The 23,850-nt window shown below is 57.4% G+C and carries 24 protein-coding genes and 2 pseudogenes; 20 read left to right on the forward strand and 6 right to left on the reverse strand.

The genetic code is table 11. The features are described 5' to 3' along the window. Nucleotides 1–43: 43 nt before the first annotated feature. Entirely contained in the window at nucleotides 44–763 is a 720-nt protein-coding gene (locus tag AAZQ98_RS16070; protein ID WP_434693663.1) for a M50 family metallopeptidase, read from the forward strand. Here AAZQ98_RS16070 and AAZQ98_RS16075 read toward each other — a convergent pair. Next, the gene (locus AAZQ98_RS16075) at nucleotides 755–1,924 is read right to left on the reverse strand and encodes a YihY/virulence factor BrkB family protein (protein ID WP_105657351.1); all 1,170 of its coding nucleotides are present in this window, start codon (nucleotides 1,922–1,924) and stop codon (nucleotides 755–757) included. The two genes, AAZQ98_RS16070 and AAZQ98_RS16075, sit on opposite strands and share 9 nt — an antisense overlap. Nucleotides 1,925–2,552: 628 nt before the next feature. On the opposite strand from AAZQ98_RS16075, the gene AAZQ98_RS16080 reads away from it, so the two are divergent. The 9 genes from AAZQ98_RS16080 to AAZQ98_RS16120 all read left to right on the forward strand — a co-directional run bounded on the left by AAZQ98_RS16080 (nucleotide 2,553) and on the right by AAZQ98_RS16120 (nucleotide 11,088). Next, a complete protein-coding gene (locus tag AAZQ98_RS16080; protein ID WP_105661631.1) occupies nucleotides 2,553–3,296 on the forward strand; it encodes a transglycosylase family protein in 744 nt (247 codons plus the stop codon). 530 nt (nucleotides 3,297–3,826) lie between these two features. Further along, complete coding sequence (locus tag AAZQ98_RS16085) at nucleotides 3,827–4,918, forward strand: CoA transferase (RefSeq protein WP_434693665.1); 1,092 nt, start codon at nucleotides 3,827–3,829, stop codon at nucleotides 4,916–4,918. 308 nt (nucleotides 4,919–5,226) lie between these two features. Further along, entirely contained in the window at nucleotides 5,227–6,477 is a 1,251-nt protein-coding gene (locus AAZQ98_RS16090) for a hypothetical protein (protein WP_434693667.1), read from the forward strand. Continuing rightward, nucleotides 6,474–7,412 carry a ketopantoate reductase family protein gene (locus AAZQ98_RS16095; RefSeq protein WP_434693669.1) on the forward strand — a complete coding sequence of 313 codons (939 nt, stop codon included), beginning with the start codon at nucleotides 6,474–6,476 and terminating at the stop codon, nucleotides 7,410–7,412. The genes AAZQ98_RS16090 and AAZQ98_RS16095 overlap by 4 nt, the downstream gene beginning before the upstream one ends. Further along, complete coding sequence (locus tag AAZQ98_RS16100) at nucleotides 7,406–8,368, forward strand: AEC family transporter (RefSeq protein ID WP_434693672.1); 963 nt, start codon at nucleotides 7,406–7,408, stop codon at nucleotides 8,366–8,368. Before AAZQ98_RS16095 ends, AAZQ98_RS16100 begins: the two co-directional genes overlap by 7 nt. Nucleotides 8,369–8,866: 498 nt before the next feature. Beyond that, on the forward strand, nucleotides 8,867–9,619 hold the full coding sequence (locus AAZQ98_RS16105; protein ID WP_434693674.1) for a DNA/RNA non-specific endonuclease: 753 nt from the start codon (nucleotides 8,867–8,869) through the stop codon (nucleotides 9,617–9,619). Nucleotides 9,620–9,782: 163 nt separating this feature from the next. Further along, the gene (locus AAZQ98_RS16110) at nucleotides 9,783–10,004 is read left to right on the forward strand and encodes a PadR family transcriptional regulator (protein WP_434693696.1); all 222 of its coding nucleotides are present in this window, start codon (nucleotides 9,783–9,785) and stop codon (nucleotides 10,002–10,004) included. Further along, on the forward strand, nucleotides 10,001–10,453 hold the full coding sequence (locus tag AAZQ98_RS16115; protein WP_434693675.1) for a hypothetical protein: 453 nt from the start codon (nucleotides 10,001–10,003) through the stop codon (nucleotides 10,451–10,453). Before AAZQ98_RS16110 ends, AAZQ98_RS16115 begins: the two co-directional genes overlap by 4 nt. A 98-nt stretch (nucleotides 10,454–10,551) precedes the next feature. Then, nucleotides 10,552–11,088 (forward strand): hypothetical protein, encoded by a 537-nt coding sequence (locus AAZQ98_RS16120; protein WP_434693677.1) that lies wholly within the window; start codon nucleotides 10,552–10,554, stop codon nucleotides 11,086–11,088. 92 nt (nucleotides 11,089–11,180) lie between these two features. On the opposite strand, the pseudogene AAZQ98_RS16125 reads toward AAZQ98_RS16120, so the two are convergent. Continuing rightward, a pseudogene (locus AAZQ98_RS16125) lies at nucleotides 11,181–11,252 on the reverse strand (IS3 family transposase); the annotation flags it as partial. 69 nt (nucleotides 11,253–11,321) lie between these two features. Between AAZQ98_RS16125 and AAZQ98_RS16130 the strand changes: the two are divergent. From AAZQ98_RS16130 to AAZQ98_RS16140, 3 genes are all read left to right on the forward strand, one after another. Then, nucleotides 11,322–11,630, forward strand: a complete 309-nt coding sequence (locus AAZQ98_RS16130) for a type II toxin-antitoxin system Phd/YefM family antitoxin (protein ID WP_400291405.1) — start codon at nucleotides 11,322–11,324, stop codon at nucleotides 11,628–11,630. After that, the gene (locus AAZQ98_RS16135; RefSeq protein ID WP_434693679.1) at nucleotides 11,627–12,193 is read left to right on the forward strand and encodes a type II toxin-antitoxin system RelE/ParE family toxin; all 567 of its coding nucleotides are present in this window, start codon (nucleotides 11,627–11,629) and stop codon (nucleotides 12,191–12,193) included. The genes AAZQ98_RS16130 and AAZQ98_RS16135 overlap by 4 nt, the downstream gene beginning before the upstream one ends. Nucleotides 12,194–12,404: 211 nt before the next feature. After that, entirely contained in the window at nucleotides 12,405–12,719 is a 315-nt protein-coding gene (locus AAZQ98_RS16140; RefSeq protein ID WP_434693681.1) for a hypothetical protein, read from the forward strand. Nucleotides 12,720–14,369: 1,650 nt separating this feature from the next. On the opposite strand, the gene AAZQ98_RS16145 is transcribed toward AAZQ98_RS16140, so the two are convergent. After that, a complete protein-coding gene (locus AAZQ98_RS16145; RefSeq protein WP_332489148.1) occupies nucleotides 14,370–15,089 on the reverse strand; it encodes a PaaX family transcriptional regulator in 720 nt (239 codons plus the stop codon). A 109-nt stretch (nucleotides 15,090–15,198) separates the two neighbouring features. Further along, nucleotides 15,199–16,065: a tryptophan 2,3-dioxygenase gene (gene kynA, locus AAZQ98_RS16150; RefSeq protein ID WP_105657355.1), complete on the reverse strand. Its 867-nt coding sequence runs from the start codon at nucleotides 16,063–16,065 to the stop codon at nucleotides 15,199–15,201. Nucleotides 16,066–16,217: 152 nt separating this feature from the next. Here kynA and AAZQ98_RS16155 point away from each other — a divergent pair, with 152 nt between their 5' ends. From AAZQ98_RS16155 to AAZQ98_RS16170, 4 genes are all read left to right on the forward strand, one after another. Beyond that, nucleotides 16,218–16,901, forward strand: coding sequence for a CE1759 family FMN reductase (locus tag AAZQ98_RS16155; protein ID WP_434693683.1), 684 nt, complete (start codon nucleotides 16,218–16,220; stop codon nucleotides 16,899–16,901). Between the two features lie 236 nt (nucleotides 16,902–17,137). Next, nucleotides 17,138–17,923 (forward strand): 2-oxo-hept-4-ene-1,7-dioate hydratase, encoded by a 786-nt coding sequence (hpaH, locus tag AAZQ98_RS16160; RefSeq protein ID WP_105657357.1) that lies wholly within the window; start codon nucleotides 17,138–17,140, stop codon nucleotides 17,921–17,923. Further along, on the forward strand, nucleotides 17,908–18,717 hold the full coding sequence (locus AAZQ98_RS16165) for an aldolase/citrate lyase family protein (protein WP_105657358.1): 810 nt from the start codon (nucleotides 17,908–17,910) through the stop codon (nucleotides 18,715–18,717). Before hpaH ends, AAZQ98_RS16165 begins: the two co-directional genes overlap by 16 nt. 62 nt (nucleotides 18,718–18,779) lie before the next feature. Beyond that, entirely contained in the window at nucleotides 18,780–20,111 is a 1,332-nt protein-coding gene (locus tag AAZQ98_RS16170; protein ID WP_434693687.1) for a cell division protein PerM, read from the forward strand. A gap of 18 nt (nucleotides 20,112–20,129) precedes the next feature. Here AAZQ98_RS16170 and AAZQ98_RS16175 read toward each other — a convergent pair whose 3' ends face one another. Together AAZQ98_RS16175 and AAZQ98_RS16180 are read right to left on the reverse strand one after the other, a co-directional pair. Continuing rightward, nucleotides 20,130–20,768, reverse strand: coding sequence for a hypothetical protein (locus AAZQ98_RS16175; protein WP_434693690.1), 639 nt, complete (start codon nucleotides 20,766–20,768; stop codon nucleotides 20,130–20,132). A gap of 105 nt (nucleotides 20,769–20,873) precedes the next feature. Next, nucleotides 20,874–21,404, reverse strand: coding sequence for a DinB family protein (locus AAZQ98_RS16180; protein WP_434693692.1), 531 nt, complete (start codon nucleotides 21,402–21,404; stop codon nucleotides 20,874–20,876). A 146-nt stretch (nucleotides 21,405–21,550) separates the two neighbouring features. Here AAZQ98_RS16180 and purN point away from each other — a divergent pair, with 146 nt between their 5' ends. The 3 genes and pseudogenes from purN to AAZQ98_RS16195 all read left to right on the forward strand — a co-directional run. Continuing rightward, a complete protein-coding gene (purN, locus tag AAZQ98_RS16185) occupies nucleotides 21,551–22,120 on the forward strand; it encodes a phosphoribosylglycinamide formyltransferase (RefSeq protein WP_133833195.1) in 570 nt (189 codons plus the stop codon). A 32-nt stretch (nucleotides 22,121–22,152) separates the two neighbouring features. After that, nucleotides 22,153–23,667: an SDR family oxidoreductase gene (locus tag AAZQ98_RS16190; RefSeq protein WP_105657362.1), complete on the forward strand. Its 1,515-nt coding sequence runs from the start codon at nucleotides 22,153–22,155 to the stop codon at nucleotides 23,665–23,667. Between the two features lie 30 nt (nucleotides 23,668–23,697). Then, nucleotides 23,698–23,778, forward strand: a pseudogene (locus tag AAZQ98_RS16195) (hypothetical protein); the annotation flags it as partial. Nucleotides 23,779–23,850 lie beyond the last annotated feature (72 nt).

The raw sequence follows: 23,850 nt of genomic DNA on the forward strand, positions 1-23,850 counted from the left end.
GCTTGCAAGAATGAGTAATACCGAACGCCGATGAGGAGCAGGAATGAATCTAGATATTGCCCAGGCCTGGGAGCGGCTCTCGCAGCCGGTGAACGTGGCCCTGAACCAGTGGCAGTGGCTGATCGTTGCGTCCTTGATCCTGCTATTGGTGGTCCCTCGTCCGGTCTGGCGGATCACCGGCTTGTACTCCACGCTGATTCATGAGCTCGGCCATATCATCGCGGCCTTATTCACGGGCAGATACGTGGCTGGCTTGCGGCTGGGCTGGGATCATTCCGGAGAAGTGCGGAGCATTGGACGGGGCAAGATTTCTGTCATCATCTCCGGGATTTTCGGGTACCCCGCACCGATATGGGTTTCAGCTTTGATGCTGTGGGGCATATCCACGGGCTATTCCGGGCGGGCGCTCGGCATCTACGCGTTGCTGTTCCTGCTGGCGCTGATCTTTGTCCGAAATTGGCCGGCCTTTATTGTGTGCACTATTAGTGCACTCGTGGCATTGGCAGTAGTCTTCTTTGCGCCGGTCGAAGCGTACCTGTACCTGGCTTTGCTTATCGCCGGGTTCTTGCTGCTGGCTGGCCTAAAAGACTTCGTCAAGCTTCTTTCGGTACATGTTTGGAGACGCCACGATATCGCCCAGTCCGATGCGTACCTGATCGCCGAGGCTACCCGGACCTTCGCCTCATTGTGGGTTGTGGTGATTCTTGTTCTGGGTTCCGGCGGCCTGTGGTGGGCACTGCAGAGCTTATCGGGACTATTCTGAGCCCCTGCGCAGATCGCGTTTGGTTTTCATGCGGCTAGCGGTCCAGGCCGCCACGGCAACCAGCCCCATGGGGAGCAGCTTCGTCTTGCGCTTAGGCTTCGTGGATGGATCCCTCTCCATATCTTGCAGCGGGTCGCCACCGTGCTTGATACGGATTTCCTGGGCCTGGACGAGGTCCTTGTATGTTGCCAATTCCTGCTTGGCTACTAACGTGTCATCACGCAGTGGAAGAAGTACGTCATCTATGGCAGGCATGCCCGTGCGAAGCTGGCGGAGGCGGATGAATTCGATATCCACCAAGGCTCCGAGGAGCAAAGCGATGTTGCTGATCCAGCAAGCAAGAATCAAGATGATCACCCCGCCAATGGTTCCGTAGGTGGCGGAGTAGCTGGCGAACTGCGAAACATAAATACTGAAACCGAATACCGACAGTCCCAGGATCACCAGAGCTGTCAGTGTGCCGGGCGAGAACCAGCGGAATTTCGTTGGCTTGACGTTGGGGGTGAAGTAGTAAAGCAAGGCTAGAACCAGGAGCAGCATAATGAGCATCAATGGCGGCTTGGCGATATTCAGCACGAGCACAAAGCTGTCGCCCATGCCAATAATATTGCCGATTCCGCGGGCGACGGAGCCAGAAGCGAGCAGCAGCACCAGGGTCACGACGGCAACCAGCATGATCAGCACGGTAATCAGGAACATCTGAGGACGGCGCTTCCACTGGGGGCGGCCTTCCGGCGCCCCGTACAGCCGGTTCAACGCGCGGCTGAATGCCGTGACATATCCAGAAGTACTCCACAGCGCGCCGAGTGAACCGGCCAGGATTGCCCAGAACGTTCCGCTAGCTTGGGATGCCAAGCCAGCGAGCAGCTGTTCGGCCGTGTCGAGCAATTGCTGGGAGTCGCTACTTGCAGATTGTCCGTTCGGGGCGAGGCTCTGCTCTAGCAGCTCCATAATCCATTTGGTGCCGCTTTCGCTGGCACCGGCCAAAGACAGGAGCGAGATCAATGCCAGTAATCCGGGGAACATGGCAAGAACCATGAAATAGGATAGGGAAGCTGCAACGTCTAGTCCATCGTTGCGAAAGAATTCCCGCAGGGCCCGGGGGTAGCAGGTCAAGGATTCCATGAATCGGTCTTTGCTTGTGCTGCCTCGTACTGGCATTGAGTTCCCCTGTCTGACTGATGAAATCAAACCTACAGCGCTGGCTTCTTGAAACAAATTACCTCAGGGCAATTCAGCTGTCCTGTTGCTTGAACGTCGCGGTGTGTCCATCGCCCGGGAGGTCTTGCAAGTGGCAGCGAGGAAAAGGCCGTCTGCCGGAGAAAAATTGCCCCTTCGGGTTGCCCGACGCCGGGGTTTTTGGACGCAGCTATTCCAGCTTTGGCGAAGGCGGCATGCAACCTTGAAGGGAGCTGGGCACGGCCCACAAATGAATTGCAAGCTATATCACAGCGAGCTGGATAATCTCCACTTTTGGAAAGTAACATTTTCGTTGCTTGATATGGGGATCATGGTGATTTTCCGACCCGATTCAAAATTTTTTTCTGGCCAATTGACCTGTATTTACGGGGTTTCTGACCGTTTCCTGAGTTGCGAGGGTGGTGGGTTGGTGCGTTATGGTCATTCATAACGTTTCGATAACACTCGCAGTGTTATGGGGAAACAGGTACTGCCGGGACTTCCAAACCGCTCACCAGGGCAGTATTTAATCAAAGTCGAAATGCGACGCTGAGTGGTGCACGAGGATGGTCTAGGAAGACCTGAGCGCGGGAAGAGCAACTGGAGAATCATGATCCAGCAGAAGACCAAGAACTTGATCCGCCGCGGTGGAGCCTCGCTGGCCGCCGTTGCAGTTGCCGGCACCGCAATCGTTGCAGCTTCCGCACCAGCTAATGCCGCAGGCACCTGGGACAAGCTGGCTCAGTGCGAGTCCGGTGGCAACTGGTCCATCAACACCGGCAATGGCTACTACGGTGGCCTGCAGTTCTCGCTGTCCACTTGGAAGGCGTTTGGCGGTTCGGGCATGCCTCACCAGGCTTCGAAGGCCGAGCAGATTCGCGTTGCAACCAAGGTCCAGGCATCCCAGGGTTGGGGCGCATGGCCAGCATGTACCGCAAAGCTGGGCATTAGCGGTTCCCCTTCGGGTTCCGCGACTCCGCAGAAGCAGGCTCCTCAGCAGCAGGCAGCACCAAAGCAGCAGGCAGCACCAAAGCAGCAGGCAGCACCAAAGCAGCAGGCAGCACCAAAGCAGCAGGCAGCCCCTAAGCAGCAGGCAGCTCCGGTTCAGAAGCAGGCTCCTAAGCAGCAGGCAGCTCCAAAGCACGCTGCTCCAGCTCCAAAGGCACCAGTGTTCAACATTGACGTGACCGATTCGGGCAAGGACTACACCGTCAAGTCCGGCGATACCTTGGCTAAGGTTGCCGACCAGCTTGGCGTCAAGGACTGGCGTGGCCTGTTCGTCTTGAATGACGACCAGCTGAGCAACCCAGACCTGATCATGGTCGGGCAGACCCTGAACGTTCCAGCGAACTAATTCCGCAGAGCTTCAGATAACCCGCGTCGTGTATTTTTACGCGACGCGGGTTTTCCGTTTACCGACTGCCTGGATCGAAGTGGTGATTTTCCGCGTATAGGCTGAGGTTCATGCTGCATTCCGAAGATGAGCGCGTGGCCGAGGGCCATATCCTGGGTTCGGGGTTTACCGCGCACAGATTGCTCGAGACGGCAGGTGATTGCCCTGTTACTGGGCCCGCGGTTTGGTGGGCTGGTCCTTTGAACGCGGAGAAGCTCGCAGCTCTATCCGTTGGCTTGGTATGTTCCGCCCTTAATGATCTTGCCGCTGCCTCACCATGGCTCGCCACGGCGACGCCGGATATCGCAGCTGCCTTCGCGTCCTCTGCCCACTTGCGCATCGCGGGGCAGAAACCACAAGGTTTTGCTCGATATTCGGGATTCTACCGAACGGCCGACGGCTGGATCAGAACCCACGCGAATTACCCTCACCATGAACGCGCGCTCCACTCTGCATTGGGAACATCTTCGGGGATTGACATCGCCGACGCAGTGGCAAGCCTTTGTGCCCACGATGCCCAAGAACGCATCGTCGCCGCTGGTGGAATAGCCGCGCAGGTGCGATCCCGTCAACAGTGGCTCAGCTCGGCAGAGGGCCAAGCGGCCGGCAGCGGGCACTGGGCTCAATTCCGCATGCGCCCAACAGGTTCGGCTCCGGTCTGGAAATTTGACCCGCGTGCAGCAATGCCCCTTCGAAGGTTGAAGGTTCTGGATCTCACACGGGTTATCGCTGGCCCCACCGCAACCAGGACGCTGGCAGCCCTTGGCGCACAGGTCTTGCGCGTGGATGGGCCGCTGCTCCCCGAATTGCCTTGGCAATATGTTGATACCGGATTCGGCAAGCGCAGCACGCTGCTGGATTTGAAAAACGCAGCAGGGCAGGCGCGGATCCACGAACTGCTGCAGGATGCTGATGCCGTCCTCTTGGGCTATCGCCCCGGGGCTTTGGCCAAGGCAGGGCTTGGCGGGGATGAATTAGCCCAGCGGTACCCGCAGCTCGTTGTTGCTGAATTAGGTGCGTGGGGCTTCGAAGGACCCTGGGCCCAACGGCGCGGGTTCGACAGTATCGTGCAAGCTGCCACCGGCATCTCGGAGGCTTACCGTGGTAACGGGCAATCACCGGGCGCATTGCCGGTGCAGGCTTTGGACCACGCCACTGGCTACGGGCTCGCTGCTGCCGTCATCGCTTTGGTTCGGGCGCGCAGTGTCCAAGGGCGTACCGGGTCGGTGCGATTCTCCTTGGCTCGGACCGCTCATGCGCTGTTCGCCTTCGACGCCCCGCAACGCCCCGCTCAATTCGACGGTGGCGTGCGGCTGAAGCGGGTGGAAAGTACTTTCGGCACCCTTGAGTACCACGCTGCCATCCCAATCTCGGTGGCAAGGGACCTACCGTCGGCGTTCCTATTTGCTTCCATTGTCCTGGCGAGGTGGCTCCGAGCTGGACGGGTGCAGTGTGTCTTTATCCTCCTGGACTACCAGGAACCCTTGTTCATCCAGTGGGCTTTTCACTACTTGATCCCTTGTAGCTGCATCTCATGGGAGGAGACATGCCATCACGGTGTTGGCCAGGTGATTTTCCGGTAGTACTTCCCCAGGTGTCCAAAATTTTTTGTCCAACCCGCAACGGGGGCTTGCACTCACCGTCTATACAATCCTGATTCTACGCTTGCAGATGGAAATCATTGTCTGACAGAGCACTTATGCAAAGAGAATGTTCTGAAGTGAATCATCTGTACATCTACTGGGTCCTTTGTGGCCGATTATGAAGAGAAGCAGCACAAATCAAAATTTCACACTCTGGTTATTTGCTTCCACCATTTGAAATTTAATGTTGTGATGGTGGAGACCCCTACTAGGGGCATCATCAAACTTCATTCCAGGAGACTCACACTATGGCACTAAAGCTGCCTGCGGGGCATACCCCTAGATACGAAAATTTTGAAATCGCCGGAGTTTCGGATGAAACGATCCGTGAGGGCCTTGAACGAGCCCTCTTCGGCGCAACTGATGAGCGAAAACTACAGCTCGTCGAAGCCTTGTCGGATGCTGGTATCCGCGACATCGACATGGGCTCAGGCATCCAGGAACCAAAGTTCCTGCTGCGTTGCCTAGACGCACAGCAGTACTTTGGCCGCATCCATCCGGACACGAAATTTGTTTTCAACCTGACACTGAAGTCTTGGGAACCAATTTCTCACATTCTGGCCAAGCTTCCCACGGATTACCTCTCGCAGATCCAAGTTTCATTGGGAATGGTCGAGTTCCACGAAGAAGAAGACCTCCTCACCAAAGTCCACGGCCGCTTGAGCGAAATCGGAGTAGGATCATTCCGATCGAGCATTTTGAACGCCTTCTCGACTCACATCGAAGAAGAACGGTACGAGTTCATCAGCCGCCAAATCCGACGAGTCAGCGAACTCGGTATTGATCTCGTCCGTGTGAATGATTCCATCGGTTCCTTGATTCCCGACGCAACCGCCATTCTGGCAGCAAATCTGACCCGTGATTTCCCTGCCACCAACTTCTACCTTCACTCTCATGATGATCGCGGTCTGGGGCTAGCAAATTCTCTGGCATCAATTTTCAACGGTTTCCAGATTGTCGAAGGCGGTGTCGCAGGCTTCGGTAACCGTGCTGGACTGGCAAACCTCGAAGTTTTGAGCAAGATCTTCGAAGAACGCGGCATCACAGTCAAGGGAACTCCCCTCGATACCCAGAAACTAATTAAGGTCGCTTCCCTGGCAGAAGAAACTTTCTTGGTTGCGCCATCGGTTTACCGCCCTGTGAGCGGCATTTTGACTGAGGAAGAAAACGCGGGAATTGTCAATGTGCCCGACTTCTTGGACATCGAACGCTCGGTTCGTTACTTCCTCAATCCAGTCGGTCTATTCCCCGACACGATCGAACAGATCCTCATTAATGCCGGGTTCCCACAGGAACAACTTACTGATCCTGGATTCGTTCAAGCCATCATTGATCGCCTGAACGATAAACTGCAGAACCACCTCTACCCCCAGAAAGAGGCGCAGTACGCGAAGGTCATGCAGGCTATCCATGACCTACATAGCGATGTTGTCCGCCTCGACGAGGTCCAGAGCGTGGCAATGGAACTGCTTCAGGAACGAGTTGAGGTCAAAGCATGAAGATCGGTGTTGTAGGAGCCGGGGGCGTCGGAGCATACTTTGCAGCAGTGCTGACGCGCGCCGGGCATGAGGTACATATTGTCGCCACTGAACGCCACATCGAACCTGTTCGTCTCAAGGGTTTGCAGGTAACGACAGGGGACGGCATTTCGGGGTTTACTGTGCAACCAGCAAGCATCACCACAGACGCTGCTCAGATTGGTGAATGCGATGCTGTGATCATGGCTAGCAAAGCGGGGCAAGTAAAAGATGTCTTGAGCACAGCATCGGCACTTATCGGTCAAGACACTGCTGTATTGCCCCTTCAGAATGGTGTGACTGCCTCCCAGCAAATCACGGAGGCACTAGGTGAAGGTCATGCTTTGGGCGGTGTTTGCATGATTATCTCGTACCTAGTCGAGCCAGGTATCGTGCACCATGTCGGAGGTCAACCAGCGATTACTCTCGGAGAATTGGACGGCAGCGTAACCAACCGAGTGCGCGACCTTGAAATTGCCCTGATCGAAGCACACGTTCAAGCCATAATTTCGACGGATATCGTGACAGACATGTGGCGAAAATTCATGCTGATCACATCATATGGCGGCGTTGGCGCGCTGTCACGTGAACCAGTCGGCCGCACCCGAACCAACGAGCTTAGCCGAAGCCTTGTCCAGGATGCGATGAGGGAGGTCGCCCGGCTTTCAACTGTTGCCGGCGCCACACTTGACGAATCAGATGTAGCCAAGATGATGGATCAGTACGATGCTTTCAAGCCGGATAGCACTGCCTCGATGCAGCGTGACTTGGCCGCGGGCCGACCTTCAGAAATCGAAGAGCAAAGCGGCGCTGTAGTCCGTATCGCAGCTGCGCACGCAGTAGAGGTGCCAATACACAACACCATCTATCGTGCATTGAAACTACTTGATGGAGCTAACGAACTCATCTCATGCTAGTTAATGTTCTTCTCAGTGTTCTGCCGCTGTTCCTTATTATGCTCATTGGCTTCTTCGCTAGTCGTTCAGCAAAGTTCGGGACAGGGGCAGAACCTGCCATCAGCGCCTTTGTTTTCTATATCGCGCTTCCTGCACTACTTTTCAAAGTCGTCGCTGAAGCACCACTGGACGATGGCATCCCACCGGCATTTCCAATAATTGTCATTGTTTCCTGCACGATATTCGCTGTCTTCAACATCTCGATCAGCAGGTTATTACTACGGCAAAACAAGACCAAAGCGCTTCAGTATGCCCTGAGCTCCGGGTACGGAAACGTCGCCTACCTAGGTGTGCCAGTTGTTATAGGACTCGTGGGATCACAAGCGGGACTGGCCGCCGGAATCGGCCAATTGACCCACAACCTATACTTCATGCTGCTCTACCCGGTGCTGTTCCCACTGCTAGCCGGGGGACAATCCCACGGATCCAATGGCGCAAAAATAAAAGCAGCAGTCGATAAAGCGATTCTCAAGAATCCTGTGGTTTGGGGAATTGCTGCTGGCCTACTAGTAGCTTTGGTGAAAATCGAACTTCCAGCTCCGGTTGTGCAGACAACTGACTTACTCGCCGTGGCAGCAGCGCCAGGTGCACTCTTTGCCATCGGTCTCACGCTGAGTCGAACTGTTAAATCGTTGAATGAAGGACGAATTTCAGTCCTACCGCTGATCACGGGCACGGCCAGTAAACTGTTAGCACTTCCGCTCATCACGGTCGCTATCGCAGCGCTTCTTCCCCCAATGCCAGGAGATTGGTATCAGGCTCTGATTTTGATGGCCGCCATGCCGACCTCCGCCACCGCCTTCATATTGGCGCAAGCAGAGGATGAGAACTCGGAAGCTACGGCCACGACTATAGTTCTTACTTCAGGATTAGCGATCATTTCTATCCCGGTGATTTCAATGCTTTTCTTGGCGTAGTTCGAACGGTAGCTGCTGGTAGATGATGACCACCTATGCAGGCAAGTTTCGGTGTTATGGAAGCACCACAAGTTGTTGTTCAGGCTGTATCAATATGTGGTGTCCGTTATTTGCCGCCTGATGGGGACATACCGTGTGCTGTGCCTGAAGCCGGCCGGTAGCTGCTGCGTGCTGTTTGGGTTTCTGGCCGGATAAAAATCAGGGGTGCGGAAGTTGTCACGTGCGTCTATCTGGCCAAGGCTGATAACGGTTGATCTGTTTTTATATATTTCATGGTCGAGGATTGCCTAGCGTTGAACATACTATGGCGTTTACAAGTTCCTTAGATGCGAGCGCTGATGGGCCGTAGGCTGGACTCAAGGCACCTTGCACGTACTCTCACGAGCATTAACGAAAGGGGTAATCACCTTGTCTACCAGGAGCCATCAGATCCTTGCCCCGGTTCATCGCACTGGGTATGACCCGGGCTTCCTGGGAACTCGTGTAGCGTTGCCGCTCTTGGACACTGAGGCTTCACAAGACGCGGTGCTGTGGGACGGGTCAAACGTCATTCCTTATACCCACTTTTCCCTGTCGCTGGGCAAGTCCCGCCGGTTGGCGCGCTGGGTTGCCTGGAACATCGACGGTGCTTCAACCAAGCGGTTGAGTCGTTCGGGCATTGATTTCGCCAAGGGCCCTAGGCTGCCTGAAGGGTTTCAATCAGGTAATGAGCTGTATCAAGGCAATCGGCTGGATCGTGGGCATATTGCTCGTCGTGCGGATCTGGTGTGGGGTCAGGTTGCAGAAGCGCGGCAAGCCAATGAGGATTCCTTTTTTTACACGAACATTGCGCCGCAGATGGATGACTTCAACCAGAGCGGCCAAGAGGGGATTTGGGGCCAGCTGGAGAATGCGCTCTACGAGCAAGTTGATGTTGAAGACCTCAAGGTGAGTGTCTTTGGCGGGCCGGTCTTCCAGCCTGGCGACCAGGTGTATCGCGGCGTTGGTTTGCCTTCGGAGTACTGGAAACTCATTGCTTTCAAGGAGGGCGGCGTGCTGAAAGCTCGTGCTTTTCTCTTGACCCAGGATCTCGATCAGCTGCGGGTAGCGCTGGCGTTGGATGAATTCAGGGTGTACCAGGTCTCGGTGGGGGAGTTGGAACAGCGGACGCAATTGGAATTCGCAGAGACGCTGCATCTTGCCGATGATCTGGTATCTGTCCGCACCACGGCCAGAGGTCCGCTGGACTCGACCGTCAATATTACTTGGTGATGGTAATTCTGAAGATTGGTGAGAGGTTCAGGTTGACTACCTAAATCTACATAGGTAGCATGGAGTTATGGAACGTTTGACGAGGCACACCCCTGCAACAGCTGCTGTTGTTGGTGCGCTCATGGAATCACCTGAGGCGATCTGGGGTCTCCAGATTGTGAAGATGACCGGGTTGAAGACGGGAACGGTTTACCCGATTCTGGAACGCTTGGAGGATGCTGGCTGGATTACGAGCGAGTGGGATACGGACCTGTCTCGCAAGGGGCCCCGCCGGCGGTACTTTAAGTTGGCAGCGGAGGCTGTCAAGTATGCCCAGGAGTACGTCTCTACCCAGAGGCCGAAGCCCGCTATGGGTGCTGGTTTTCAATCCAGGAAACTCGCATGAGTCAGACGTTGCTAGTACGAGCGCTTTTTCGACTATCGCTTTTCGTGACCCCGGCGCATCTGCGGCAGGCACGTTCTGAGCAATGGAGGGCGGATCTTCGGGATTGCAGCGAGTTGGATATCCCGTCGGCTGACGTCGTCACCGGAGCTCTTGTGGCCGGCACTCGTTTGAGAATTGCGCATGGATTCACTTCACTGTCCGACCCCACCCCACTCAAAGAGGAAAAAGCAATGAAAATTCTGTTACCCACTGCCCTTATTGCTGCCGTACTGGTACTCGGAGGAGTTGCGGGAGCTTCAGCAATCTCGAATCACGAGGTTACGCAGATCACTGTCCCCGCCGGAATGATTCAAGAGAATGCTCGAACCACCCCATCTGATCCGATGATTATTGATGGCGTAGAGGTTTTAGGAGGGGGCGAAGTAGCGCCTACGTACCAGGGCGAATAATTGACTTGGCAACAACTTGCCTCACACCTTAAATCTACATAGCATGAGATCGACGTATGTTGTATGCGTTGATCTCTCGCTATTTTTAAGGAACTTTCATGAAACGAGCCACATTGGCTGCGAAGGCTGGCATAGTCGCCTTGGCCTTCTCCCTTATCCCGGGAATCGCCTCAGCAGCTGAAGCTGAAACTCCGCAATGGGCAATTGATGAAGGCGTCACCATTGTTGAAGTCGATCCAACCGAGGGAACTCCGATTTCAGACCAGGAACTGGTTGATATCGAAGCGTTGGAAGAAACTCAAATGCCCGCAACCGATAGCCCGCTCTACCTGAGCGATGCCCCAATTTTCCAACCATTTATCAACATCGTGACCTGCGGTAATCGCATTGATTGGTACCGCTGGCGTGGCCAGGACGGAAAAAACGTGCTTTGCTTCGCCAACAAGGGAGAAGCCAACATAAGTAAGTACAACAATGTTCGCTACCTCTGCCCTGGCGCAAATCGTGGTCAGACCCGGTACTACTACGGGAACCAGCACTACTGGAGCACCTTGCGCGGACCGGTGTCGAACCACAATACTTGCTACTCATTTGGCGATTATGCTGTTGCGGCCAAGGGTGTAAGAATTAGTTAATTTCTGTGCCGCATTCCTTTTGAAGGGCGGGATTAATGTACGGGATATGAAATTGGTCCCGAAAATTGGACTAGCTAAATCATGGTCCCGCATTAGGCCGTAAGGGCATGGCATCGATATTCCATCGGCGCCATGCCCTTCAGTCGTTCCTGACGCCGTTTTTGACAAAACTTCCGCTACTCCCGAATGGAAACCCCTAGGAAATCTAGGTAGAAATCTATATAGTTTTTCATATGACTACTTTGAGTATCACCGAAGCATCACGTGCGGGACTCTCTGCGCTTGTCGCCGCCGCCGAAGAGGGCCGGGATACCCCTTTGTCGCGCCATGGCAAGGTCGTGGCCGAAGTCGTTTCCGCGAAGGAAATCGCTCAGCTGCGCCATGACCGGGATACTCTTCGCGATGCTGCGTTGGTGATGGCACGCTTTGCCACTGATAGCGGCGTGCGCACGACGCTCGACCATGCGATGGAATTCTTTAATTTGAACCGCGCAGAACTTGAGGCGGAAAACGCCGAAGAAGCCCAGTCTGATAATTCGTGAATCAGCCTCAAGACCGCCTGTGCATCGTCCGGCTAACTGAAGACGCAGTATCTGACCTGCATCGTCTTCACAAAAAGGATCCACAGATCGTGCGATCCGTGTTCAAGAAGATGCTGCTACTCGAAAAATCTCCTGAGGCTGGCGAGCCCTTGCTCGTTGCGCTAGTCGGTTTCCGCAAGTTGGTCGTTGGCGATCGCGACTGGAGAATCGTATGGCGCATTACCGAAGACGCGTCCGGCCGCCCAATTCTTGATATTTCTGAGGTCTGGGCTGTTGGAGCTCGTTCGGATGGCGAGGTTTACGATGAGCTCACCTCACGGGTCGCACGCATGGGCGATGACCCGAAGATTCAATCGCTCAAAGACGTCATTGTCCAGATGGGACGGCTCTACGAATCCGTTGAAGCTCAACCTGAACCCGCACGGGGATCTGTCTTGCCCGAGTGGATGGAAGCTGCGCTCGTAGAACAACTTCATCTGTCCACACAAGAGATTTCAGGATTGAGCGAACAGCAAGCCCAGCAAAGACTCATGCAGCATTGGTCCCGCAGCGCTGACAGCTAAACCTTCCGCCGGCACCGCCGAGCTCAGCGGCAACCGCACGGATCCGAACGTCTGAAGATTTCCGGTGATACTCTCCCACCGGCAATGAAATATCGTTGCCCGCACTACTCGAATTCCAGGCTGCCTCAGCCGCAAGCCCACACTGTTCACTGTGTTGTAGCCTGGAGCCATGGTTAGCTGGAAAGTATCCAGGCATCCTGAATGGGACCAAATGCATCTTGCCAGTCTGACTGCCCGCGAGATCACTGACCTGTGCCATCGTGGTGCAGCAACTATCCACTACCACCTGCAGCGGCGTGAGCACTATGAACCCGGTTTTCGTGGAAAACATGAAGCAGCACTGGCAGTCAGGGGACCGGACCGTCCGACGGTCAGATGGCGCAAGAAACTTGCCGAAGTCCTGGAATTCCAGAAAACCCACGGCCGGCTCCCGCACCACGACGGGGAAGAAGCAGAGTCACGGATGCACCGGTGGGTGCTCGAGCAGCGACGAGCCCACCGCAACAACTCAATTGTCTATCCCTAAGAGCGTTTTGTTAGAGGACCTCACAGGCTGGAATATCGATGTGCACCAGCAGGAGCTGGATGAGGCCTGGCGGGCACGGCTGACCTCGCTAATCGAATTCGCGGCTACCTATCATCGGACGCCGAGGTATCAGAACTATTCCTCGGAGGCCGAGCGGATCCTCGGAGTCCGGCTTCATGTCCAGCACCAAAGGCGAGCCGAGGGCACGATGCTGCCGTGGCGTCTGGAGATGATGGATACTGCGTTCCTTCATTGGCAGAGCCGGATGTGACTACAACGTGTGTGATCAAATAAAAGTAGGCCACTTCAGCACAAAAGTAGGGTGGTTTGTAAAAAGTAAATAGCCGACGGTAGCGCGATTCGCCGCCAGAAATAGAACTTTCTCTGACCTCTGACCCGTTCCATTCACAGCAAACATCCGACGTACGTAGGCGCGGGGTATTGCAATGGTTAAAAGCCATTACATCGGTTCGCATGTGGCAACTGGCAAGGATTCTCACCCGAAGACTTCGGGTCTTGCGGAAGCTTCGCCATTGTTTTGCAAACGGTATTTACAGGACGTCGAGATCCCTCGCATCGTATATTCGACGGATTCGGAAACCACCCCTTACGATTGGGGTGTTTTCGGTCCCGCGAAATGAACCTATCTAACCAAAACGTTCGGCTGGAGCCTTCCAGCCGAACGTTTTGTACGATTTGCTGATAATGCTCAAACACTTATGTCTGTGGGAAGACCCAAAATCTATGAGGGGTTGATTAGTAGCTTTTGGGTATTTCTAGCCTTACACCTTTGCCTTTCGGGATTGTCGTAAGGCTACGACGGCCCAAATTAGTGCTAAAGCAACAAGCGCGACACCTTGCCAAAACGCATTGGTACTAATCTGCCAGATTCCGATGAGAAGACAGAGCGCAGAAACTACCCAAGCAATAAGGGGTGAAATGGACCTTTTGTTCATTGAATATTCTCCTAGCCGCAACTCCAGAGAGTTACTGAAACTCCTAGTATTGTAATCCCTAGAGGACCGCCGGCAATAGCTCCGAGCCAAGTCACACCTAGCCCTGCAGCGCACTTACGCGCTTGGGACATTTGAGCAGCAGTGGGCTTAAACCCTGTGTATACGTAATTTTTGCCCTTGTAGGTAAAGCAGGCTGTAGATGATGAGCAATAGCCTTTGTATTCCTTATAAATAGCCTTACCACATCCGCTACCAACGGTGCAGATCTTTGATTTTGGGACGGAAACGCACTTTTTAGGAGAGCAGACTCGTGTGAGTTTGTTGCCTCCCACGATTACGCCACGTGCAGTTGATCCCACCTCTACTTCGCTTAATACCCGCATGCTGGTTTCCGGCTTGTCCGTGGAAGATGCCTGGGCGTCCACAGCAGTGAGAAATGACAGCAACAGGAACATTACGGTGAAAGCGGAAAATAGAGATAAAAGTTTTCTTAGCGCACCAGACTGCCTTCCAAAACTAGAATCGCGGATGCGCGGGGAGCGATCTTGACTAATTTGCATTTTCCCTCATTCAGTTCGACGAAGATCAAGTTCTCATTTACCGACTAGAGGTTATGCTCCTTCAGCATGGCAGGCCAGGGGCTGGACTACCCTGGTCCGCCTGCTCCGTATGGAGAAGATGAACCAGTCTGGAACTACGAAGCCAGAAGCGAGCGTGCGAAGAGCAAGGCCGATTCCTGGAATGCGGTGGACAGTGCCAAGAAACGTTCCCTGCTCTCATCGCCAGGCCAGTGGGCGGGCAGCATGAACTCCGGCAAGCCGGGGTCAAGGTAGGGCAGAGCACGCCATGAATCGACCATCGTGACATACCCCCGATAAGCACTGGGCGGAGCAATGTCGCTGGAATCCAGGGAAGCGGTGCTCTCCAGGAACGCTCGATGCAGCGTGCCCAGGCGCTCAAGATCCCACCACTGCCCGGCAGCCTGCTGCGGTGTTCCGGGGAAGTATGGTTGCTGGGCGGTAAAAAGCGTCGCGTGTTCCCTGGCTCCCAGGGCATTGAGCACCGCCGATACTTCCTCTCGCAGGTACTCGGGGAAAATCCATAATCCGGAGCCGAGCGTGCCGCCGCCAAGCTGCAAGAAATGCTTGCGTACCTGGTGGCGCAAGGAGCGCAAGGTCTCCGGCAGCGAGTAGGCCACCAGGCACCAGGGATCACTGCCTGACATTTGGCGCGGGGTGAATATTCTTCTGGTGCCACGCTCGAACATTTGTTGCGCCGCGCTCGAAACGCGCAAGGTGGAAGATTGCGCTGCTTCCAGCACTTCCCGGTCAATCAGTCGGGAGATGGCGGTTTGCGCCGCAGGGACCGAAACTCCGGCAGCATGTGCCAGTTCCACTATTCGGGTGCGCGCCACCGGAGTTTTCTCATGCCGTATATAGAGGCCGGTAATTGTGCGGATAATCGAGGTGGCGCTTCCGCATCTCGCCTCGAAGTCATCGAGGCTCAGAGCCGTGAGGGAGGTGCTACTTGCCAATTTCGGTACGCACCGCGAACAGCTCTGGGAAAAAGGTCAGGTCCAGGGCGCGCTTGAGGAAGTCAACGCCCGAGGAGCCACCGGTGCCGCGCTTGAATCCGATGGTGCGCTGGACAACGCGCATATGGCGGAAGCGCCATGCCTGGAAGTTGTCCTCGACGTCTACCAGGTCCTCGCAGGCTTGGTAGAAGCCCCAGCGGGTGTCCTCGGACTCGTAGATATCCTTGAATATTGGCACCAGTGCCTCCTGGAATGCCCAAGGCTTGGTGAAGTCCCGTGAAAGCACGTCTTCGGGAATGTCGTAACCGTGGCGGGACAGGGCGGCCAGGAACACATCGTAGAGACCTGGCTCGTGAAGCAGTTTGGACAGTAGCTCGTGGGCCTTTGGATCTGCCTCGTGGACCTTGAGCATGCCTTCATGCTTGTTGCCCAGAATGAACTCCACGGCGCGGTACTGGAAGGACTGGAAGCCGGAGGAAGAGCCGAGGAAGTCGCGGAACTGTGCATATTCGCGCGGTGTCAAGGTCGCCAGGACCGACCACTGTTCGGTCAGGGTCTTCTGGATGTGCTTTACCCGGGCAAGGCATTTCAGGGCTTTGCCGAAGTCATCGAGGCCCAGCAGGCGGCGTGCTTCGAGGAGTTCATGGAGCATGAGCTTGAGCCACAGTTCGCTGGTCTGGTGCTGGATGATGAAGAGCATTTCATCGTGGTGCTCGGGAACGCTGACCGGATGCTGCGCTGACAGGATGCGTTCCAGATCAAGGTAGCCGCCGTAGGACATCGTGTTTTTGAAGTCAGTGCGGACGCCATCTTCAATTGCGCGCTGATTCTCGGTCTGTGGCTTCGGAGTGCTCATATGCAGATATTATCAATAAGATTGCGACCGTCACAATAGTGAAAAACCGAATTGAGCTGACGAGGCGAAAAGAACTGCCGATGCCGGGAATACGTCCGGCGACCCCGCCGTTGATACATGCATACGCATATAAATAGTGAAAGGCAAGAACAGTGAGCAAGTCAGTAGTCGTCATCAGCGGTGGGCTGGGAACCCCATCGAGCTCCTCGCTGCTGGGCCAGCAAATCGGAGAGAATATTGCCGCGCAGCTAGCTGCCGCCGGCGTGCAAGCCGACGTGAGCAATATCGAACTGCGTGAGCATGCTGGTGAAATCACTAATAATATGCTGACCGGTTTCGCCGCCCCGGGCCTGCAAAAAGTTATCGACGCAGTGGTGAATGCGGACGTGCTCGTTGCCGTCACCCCGGTCTTCACGGCCTCGGTCTCAGGCCTCTTCAAGTCCTTCCTCGATATCCTGGACCCTAAATCGCTCAACGGAAAACCGGTCGTGCTCGCTGCCACCGCGGGAACCCAGCGGCACCAGCTCGCGGTTGACTACGCCATGCGTCCGATCTTCTCCTACCTCAGGGCGCAGATCATGCCGACAACGGTTTTCGCGGCTTCGGAAGACTTCGGGGGTCAGGGGCTGACTGGCACGCTGGCAGATCGCGCTCGCCGGGTTGCGCGAGAAGTCGTCCTGGCGCTGTCCCTGAACGAAGGGGAATTCTCCGCTGATGCGGATTTGGGGGATACCCGTTCCATCGCTCCCTCGGTCAGCGAATTCGCCGACCCCGATGATGAACTCTCCTCACTGCCCTTCGAGGCGTTGCTGGCAAACCTCAAATCCGGATCCTGAGTCGGCCGTTCCGCCAGGTTGGGCCCACGGCCATGTACCCGCACCGGGGCGCATGGCGGTGGGCCAAATCTTTTGCGAAAAGGAGCCCGAAGGACCACGAAAAGTCGAGCAGAATGTTAGTACGATGTGCCTTCAATCTCGAACCTCGGTACGATCAAGAACCGTGAGCTAAGTCATCTCTTCGAGATGGCGGCAGCCCCAAGAGGTTTGAACAGTAGTGAAAGGTGTAGCCGTCGATGCTATCCGAGGAAACAATCACGGCCATTGCCGATGAGCTGGTCCAGGCCGGCGAGACACGGACTCCCGTGCCGCGTCTGACCGCACGCTATCCAGAAATGACGGTAGAAGATTCCTACCGGGTCCAGAACCTGTGGCGCCAGCGCTCCGAAGCCGCTGGCCGCGTGCTGGTCGGCCGCAAGATCGGGCTGACCTCCCGCGCCATGCAGATGGCTACCGGAATCACCGAGCCTGACTACGGAATCATCTTCGATGACATGGTCTACGATTCCGGTGCGAAGCTGAAGTGGGAAGACTTCACCGGTGCCCGCGTGGAGATGGAGCTGGCCTTCAAGCTCAAGAAGGACATCGAAGGCCCGCGGGCGAACATTTTCGATGTGCTCGAAGCTACCGAATACGTCATCCCCGCTTTGGAAATCCTCGATGCCCGCGTGGAGATGGAAGGCCGCACCATTGTGGATACCATCAGCGACAACGCCGCCATGGGTGCCATGGTGATCGGCGGCAACCCGGTCAAGCCGGAGAACATCGATTTGCGTTGGGTCTCCGGGATCTTGTTCAAGAACCAGACCGTCGAAGAAACCGGCGTCGCAGCCGGTGTGCTGAACCACCCTGCCGCTGGCGTGTACTGGCTGGCCAACAAGATTGCCCCGCACGGCGACAAGCTCAAGGCCGGGGAAATCATCCTGGCCGGATCCTTCACCCGCCCGATGTGGGTCAATGCAGGGGATACCGTCTTTGCCGATTACGGACCGCTAGGAACTGTGACATGTCATTTCGAGTAGAAGCGGATCCGTCGCTGAAAGACGCGCTCAAGGACGCCGACCACTCGTTGGCAGGCATCTGGGTCTGTTCGGCCTCCCCGCTGATCGCTGAGATCTGCGCAGGCGCAGGGTTCGATTGGTTGTTCATCGATGGCGAGCATTCGCCCAACGACCTGCAGAACATCTTGGCCCAGCTGCAGGCCGTGCGCAGCTACCCGGTCGTTCCGGTGGTCCGCCCTGCGGTCAACGATCCGGTGGTGATCAAGCAGTTCCTGGACCTGGGCGTGCAGTCGCTGATCATCCCGATGGTCAATGATGCCCAGCAAGCCGCCGCTGCCGTCGCCTCCTGCCAGTACCCGCCCAAGGGCGTACGCGGCGTCGGTTCCGCCCTGGCCCGCTCGGCTCGCTGGAACCGCATCCCCGAGTACCTGACCCGCGCTGATGAGACCATCACCATCATGGTTCAAATCGAAGCGGATGAAGCGGTGCGGAACGTCGAGGAAATCGTTGCCACCGAAGGTGTTGACGGGATTTTCATCGGTCCATCGGACTTGGCCGCCTCCATGGGCGTCATCGGCCAGCAGAGCCACCCGGACGTGGTCGCTGCGGTGATCAAGTCCATCAATGCCGCCAAGGCCGCAGGCAAGTATGCCGGGGTCAACGCCTTCGACCAGAAGAGCGCCCGCGAATACATGGCCGCCGGCGCGGACTATGTAGGCGTGGGTGCCGACGTGGCACTGCTGGCGCGTGCCACCGAAGCACTGGCTGCAAGCTTCAATTCCGAGGCCCAAAGCGCTGCACCGGATAGCTATTAGCCCAGTGTTCTAGGCAACCCTTCAGGCCATCATTGCGCGTCGATCGAGGCCGGTCGGCGCCAATGATGGCAACATTGAAGATGATGAGCCGCGAAAAGAAACCCATGAAGGCAGTGATGTTGCGCCTGCGCAACGGCTGGCCAATGCCCCTGGCGTTGCAAGGGGTCTTCGAGATACTGCAATCCGTGGTCTTTTGCCTTGCCCTGATCACGCTGCCGCTGGTCGCCGTCTATTTCAGTGGAGGCTTCCTCGAAGACTCGTTTGAGGCCATCTTGCAGTTCGGCGGCCTCATTTGGCTGCTCATCCACGGCGTGCCAGTGGAGATCCTGAATCTCGGCCCCGAAGGTGACCCCAGTTCAGTGACCGGATGGGTCACGCTGATCCCGTTGGGGCTATCGCTATTGCCGTTCTTGTTCTGCTTGCGTGCAGGACGGCGCATCGCTCGCGCTTCCTACACCGACCAGCTCTGGCAAGGGCTGCTCGGCGCCTTCGTGGCCTACGGGGCCATCGGTACCGGTATCGGGTTCCTCGCCAATAACGCGCATGCGCGGGTCAATATCATCGCGGCGACCTTCATTCCGCTGATCATCGCGCTGGTGGGCCTGATCATTGGCGCGCGCCGCGAAGCAGGCTCCTGGGCTCGCCTTTTCGGTGTCGATACGGCCGCCTATATCCAGCGGATCTCACCGCATCGCCGCTGGGCCGGATCCTACGTATGGCATGTGATCGTGGCCGGGTTCCTCGGCTATGTCGCTGCCGTGGGAATCTCCGGATTGCTGCTGGCCATCAACCTGGGCGTGCACTGGACCGACGTCGCCAACGTGTCGCAGGAGCTGCGCCCCGGCCCGATCGGTTCGGCCGCGCTGACCACGGTGCAGCTGTCCTTCATCCCGAACGCAGTGTTCTGGGTCTTGTCCTGGATCAGCGGCGGCGGTTTCAGCATCGGTACCGGCAGCACCCTGTCCACCTTGGAAACCACGGTGGGTCCGCTGCCGTCGATTCCGATGCTGGCTTCCCTTCCTTCAGGCGAGATGGCCCATCAATGGCTGTTCCTGCTGATTCCCGTGGCCGCGGGCATCGTGGCCGGCTGGTACTTCCTGCGCGTAGGCGAGAACCACCTCGAAGACTGGTTTGCCCGTCGCATTCCGTTCAATGCCCTGTCGCTGGCGGCATCGACCGCGTCCTTGGCGGTCTTCACCGGCATTGTCTGCGGGCTGCTGAGCCTGATCGGTTCCTGGCTGTCATCCGGCTCCCTGGCCATTGGGCGACTGGTAGAGATCGGCCCGAACATGTGGGCGACCGCAGGTGCCCTGGCACTGCAAATCGGCGTGGGCACCGCGATCGGCTACCTGATTGCCCCGCTGTTCGAGACCGACCCGGTACTCGAAGGCTAGAGTCTTGCCGCTGTTGGCTTAGGTCAGGCTGGCCAGGACCAGCGGATCGCCATCGGGGCGGCTGATGGTGATCGTCCCCAGCGCACTGGCAGTCGACTCCTCCATCACCAGCAGCACCGAATCATTCTCGGCAACTACCTGGATATCCTCGGCTTCAAGTTCGGGATGCTCGGCGCGAAGCTCGGAGATGGAGTTCTCCACCGTCACGTCGCTGATGCCAGCCGGCATCAGGTAGGTGACGGTCTTGAAGCTGTTTTCACCGCCATCGACCTTGAGCGGAATACCGTTCTGGACCACATAATCCATCGTCGGGCAGGTGGTCCCGGCAATCTCGTAATCGCCATCTTCTTCCACAGGCTTGGGAACGGCGATCATGCACAGCTGGCCTTCGCTGCCTACGGCAACGTAGTGCCTGCCGAAGTCCGAGGTGGCCAGCAGGTGACGGGTTTCTGCGTCGTAGGACTCGGTATCCTCAAAGCCTTCGGGAAGCTTGTCATCATCATCCTGCGTTTGCACCAGAAGCGGCATGTATTCTTCAGCCGATGGGACTGGAACAGCGGATTCACCGGTCTGCGGAATCCCGGCAGAACACGCGGTCAAGGACAGCAGCCCGGTGAAAGCCAGTGCAGAAATTTTCCCGAAATATGCCTTGGGCATGACTGCCTGGCTCCTTATGTAGAACTGTTTTCGCGCGTACGCCAAGAAGTCTAGCCAAAGGGCAGTGCACCTGCCATTTGGCCCCTTCGTTTGTGTCGGGCGCGGCTAGCTGGTCTGCGGAGCCAGATCCCACAGATGATGCATGACGTCATGCCAGGCATACTGATTCAGCGTTTCAATGGTAAACGCGGCACCGTTCGAGCGCAGGCCGCGGCGGGAATACTGCGCCGGGTCGATGCTCGACAGCTTCGCGGCGTAGCGGGCGGCGCTTTCGCGCAACAGCTCGGCGACCTGCCCTGCAGGCAGCGAATTGTAGTTTCTCTCGTCGGCGGCCCGGTCCTGGTCCCAGTTGGGGAACGTCGGGTCATCGTGCTCAAGCATCAGGTCCAGGCGCCCGGTCATCACCTGCAGCATTTCGGCGACGTGGGCCACGTACTCCTGGTCGCTCCAGCGGGCAGGGTTCGTGCGGGTCTGGGCATCGGGGCGCGCGAGCACCTCGATGTAGCGGTCCACGCACACCGGAAGCTGGGTCATGGCATCGCCGGGCGAGATGCCGCGCACATCGACGGCGCACTGCGCGCACACCGCCTCCAGGACAACGGTCCAGTCCTTGCCGTCGGGAACTATCTGGCTCATCAACTTCTCCACTTCGAATGGCGCTCTTACGGCCAGTCTAGGGCCGGCGCGGCAACGGTGCCGGGAAAAGGCCTGCGGATCGAAACGCCATGCAACATTGCGTCCGGGATGAAGCGCCGGACCCGGCGAACCGTAGAATTGAATTCATGCGCATTGTGGTTTTGGTTTCAGGTACCGGTTCTAATCTCCAGGCAGTCATCGACGCAGTGGCCGACGGCCAGCTGGACAATGTCGAGATTGCGGCCGTGGGAGCGGATAAGCACGGCACCTACGGCGTGCAGCGTTCGGCTGAAGCCGGAATCGAAACGTTCGTCGTGAACTTCAAGGACTACGCGGATCGCGGCGAATGGAACCATGCGCTCACCGGAAAGTGCTTGTCCTACGCCCCGGACTATGTTGTCTCCTCCGGTTTCATGCGCATCGTCGGCGAGGAATTCATCAACGCCTTCGACGGCACCTACATCAACACCCACCCTGCGCTGCTGCCGTCCTTCCCCGGCGCCCACGGCGTGCGCGATGCGCTGGCCTACGGCGTGAAGGTCACCGGCTGCACCGTGCACATTGCCGATGCCGGGGTTGATACCGGTCCGATCCTGCGCCAGGAAGCCGTGCCGATTGAAGAGCACGACACCGAGGAATCGCTGCATGAGCGCATCAAGCTCGTCGAGCGCCGCCTGCTCATTGCCACGCTCGCCGATCTCGCCAAGGGAAAATAGGGCGCTGCCCACCGCGTAAAATTGGTGGGGAGATGACTGAACCTACGCCGCTGCCTTTGCAGGCACCAGAAACCGAACTGTTTACCGAAGCAGAACTATCCGCCGCTTTGAAGGTCCTGTCGGTGGTGCACCAGCTGGATCCCGAGGATGAACGGCACATTGCCGTGCGCAGGGCCACCAGCAACATGTTCAAGGCGGCCAAGCGCTACCGCAAGTCCCAAAAGCGTGCCGAGATCAGTGCCGCGGACAGGGCCGTGATCGAGCGCACCGCCACCGGCTCGCCGCAACGGCTGGATGACGAAACCCTCGGCCTGGACCTGAGCAGTTCAACCGGAAGCGCAAGCGCCGGGGAATTCCGCAAGCCGCGCGGCTGCTACATCTGCAAGCAGCGCTACACCACCGTGGATGCCTTCCACCATTATCTCTGCCCTGACTGCGCCGCACAGGGACGCGAACGCAGGGACGCGCGCGCGGACCTGAGCGGCAAGCGCGCCTTGCTGACCGGCGGGCGAGCCAAAATCGGCATGCACATCGCGCTGCGGCTGCTGCGCGATGGAGCCCACACCACCATCACCACGCGTTTTCCCAAGGACGCCGCACGACGCTTCGCGGCACTGGAGGACAGCGCCGAATGGATGCACCGGCTGCGCATTGCCGGCATCGACTTGCGCGACCCGGCACAGGTCATCTCCCTGGCCGACCGCGTCGCTGCCGAAGGACCGCTCGATATCCTGATCAACAACGCCGCCCAGACCGTGCGGCGCACGGCCAACTCCTACCAGCATCTGGTCGAATCCGAGCAGCAGCCCCTGGCCGCGCAGTTGCTGCCTGGCAACGGGGGACCGGAGCTGTGGGGCGAAGCGAACCCGCCCTCCGAGCATCCCAAGGCCCTGGCCAGTGCCTTCCGCCTGGAAGAATCAGCACTCCTGGCCCCTGCGGCATCGGAAAGCTACGATGCGCAGCAACTGGCAGATCTGGCCATGCGGGCCGGCTCCGCATCGCTGGAACGAATCGCAGCGGGAACCGCAATCGATGCCGGGGGCTTGATCCCGGACGTGGTGACGGAGAATTCCTGGACGCAGATCCTGGGTGATGTTGATGCCCTGGAAATGCTCGAAGTGCAGTTGTGCAATGTCACCGCCCCGTTCCTGCTCGCTTCACGGCTGCGCCCGGCCTTGGCCGCCAGCGGGGCCCGGCGCAAGTACATCGTGAACGTCTCGGCGATGGAAGGCCAGTTCTCCCGCCGCTACAAGGGTGCCGGGCACCCGCACACCAATATGGCCAAGGCCTCACTGAACATGCTCACCCGCACCAGCGCGGAAGAGATGCTGAAGACCGACCGGATCCTCATGAGCGCGGTGGACACCGGGTGGATCACCGATGAGCGCCCGCATGATGCGAAGGTCCGGAAAGTCGCCGACGGATGGCACGCCCCCTTGGACCTGATTGATGGCGCGGCCCGGGTGTACCAGCCGATCGTTGACGGGGAACGCGGCATTGACCTGTATGGCTGCTTCCTCAAGGACTATGAGCCATCACCATGGTAGGGATCGGCGGAAATCCTCCCCGTCTAGGACGCCAAGCCCGGTGATACCAACGGCCAGGGCGTAGGCGGGGTCTGGTATGCGGTTGCTCCGGACGGGAGACTGATCCAGTGATTCCCGCAAGCCAGAACCGTGGATTGCAGCGGGGCTGGACCTTCGCACGCCATGGCGTGCGAAGGTCCAGCC

The sequence above is a fragment of the Glutamicibacter sp. Je.9.36 genome (genome assembly GCF_051129975.1).
Taxonomy (GTDB): domain Bacteria; phylum Actinomycetota; class Actinomycetes; order Actinomycetales; family Micrococcaceae; genus Glutamicibacter.